Genomic DNA, 1,223 nt, shown 5'->3' with positions numbered 1-1,223 from the left:
TGTTGTGGTCGAATGTTTTTAGACCATGATGTAGGAGCGTCGATCTAAGGAAGCATCATGGGTTATCGGGTTGTAACGTCAGAGGAAAAAGCAGAAGCCATTCGCTTGGTTGTGGAGATGCATTACTCCGTACCTAAAGCCTGTGAAGCTACTGGGGTAGGCCCTACAGCCCTGCGTCGCTGGGTTTTACGTTGGCGTCGGGAGCAGGACGGAATATCGCAGCCTCCACGACTGCAGGATCAGGAGCTGATCGAGTCGCTACAGGCAAAACTGGCGCTACTTGAAGCCGAGAACCAAGTCCTAAAAAAGCAATTGCCCTCTCATCTAAAGGTTCTGTTCTCTCGAACCAAATGATTGATGGCGTTATAGGTGCAATGTCGATTCGGCGCATGTGCGTTGTGCTTGGCATTGCCCGAAGCAGTTATTACATAAAACGAAAATCCAAGCGTCTGAAGCCTGGCCTGCGTTGGCTGAGGCGCAAACTTCGTGCATTGCATAAAGAACATCGTGAGGCGTTAGGTACTCGTGGGCTTTGCAAAGAGCTAAGAAAAGAGGGGGTTTTCATTGGCCGCTATCGAATGCGTACCTTGATCAATGCCTTTGGCCTGCACCGACGCAGGCCACGTTATGCCCACTATCGCCGCGCCACGAAGCCGGCGATCGTAGCCCCGAACATACTTGATCGTCGCTTTAATCCAAGCCGGCCAGATACGCTTTGGGCAGGCGATATTACCTACATCAGAGTTGGCAATAGCTGGCTTTACCTGGCGGTAGTGATGGATCTGTTTTCACGCAGGATTGTGGGTTGGGCGTGCTCACGAACGGCCGATGCTGAGCTGTCTGCAAAAGCACTGAGGTTGGCAGTGTCTATACGGCGCCCGATGCCTGAGCTGCTATTTCACTCAGACCAAGGCTGTCAGTACACCGCTGATCGATTTGTTGCCTGTTTGGCAGAAACCCGGATCGTTCAGAGTATGAGCCGTCGAGGCAACTGCTGGGATAATGCGGTAGTGGAGCGCTATTTCAGGACGTTGAAGCACGATTGGATGCCGGAAAACGGCTACCAGAATCATTTCGAAGCGGAGAAGGATGTGATGGAATTCATCTCGCATTACAACCATCGCCGTTGCCACTCCGCCTCGAACCACTTGCCGCCTGCGCTGTTCGAGCAACAGGCGGCTTAATACTCCTACGCGATGGTTTAAAAAAACTGAACCACTACA

The 1,223-nt window shown here is 52.1% G+C and carries 2 protein-coding genes; both read left to right on the top strand.

All coding sequences use genetic code 11. The features are described 5' to 3' along the window. Window positions 1-57: 57 nt before the first annotated feature. Window positions 58-354: a transposase gene (locus TU81_RS29060; protein ID WP_038982439.1), complete on the top strand. Its 297-nt coding sequence runs from the start codon at window positions 58-60 to the stop codon at window positions 352-354. Continuing rightward, window positions 351-1,184 (top strand): IS3 family transposase, encoded by an 834-nt coding sequence (locus TU81_RS29055; protein ID WP_038982440.1) that lies wholly within the window; start codon window positions 351-353, stop codon window positions 1,182-1,184. Before TU81_RS29060 ends, TU81_RS29055 begins: the two co-directional genes overlap by 4 nt. The last annotated feature ends 39 nt before the right edge of the window (window positions 1,185-1,223 follow it).

Origin of the sequence: Pseudomonas lini (assembly GCF_001042905.1) — a bacterium.
GTDB classification, from domain to species: Bacteria; Pseudomonadota; Gammaproteobacteria; order Pseudomonadales; family Pseudomonadaceae; genus Aquipseudomonas; species Aquipseudomonas lini.
Note: the sequence above shows the minus strand (reverse complement) of the source record. Positions and strands in the feature narration are given on the sequence as shown.

What these genes read in the sequence shown, in the direction of transcription:
- TU81_RS29060 (WP_038982439.1), top strand. Translation starts at nt 58, where the DNA reads ATGGGTTATCGGGTTGTAACGTCAGAGGAAAAAGCAGAAGCCATTCGC.
- TU81_RS29055 (WP_038982440.1), top strand. Translation starts at nt 351, where the DNA reads ATGATTGATGGCGTTATAGGTGCAATGTCGATTCGGCGCATGTGCGTT.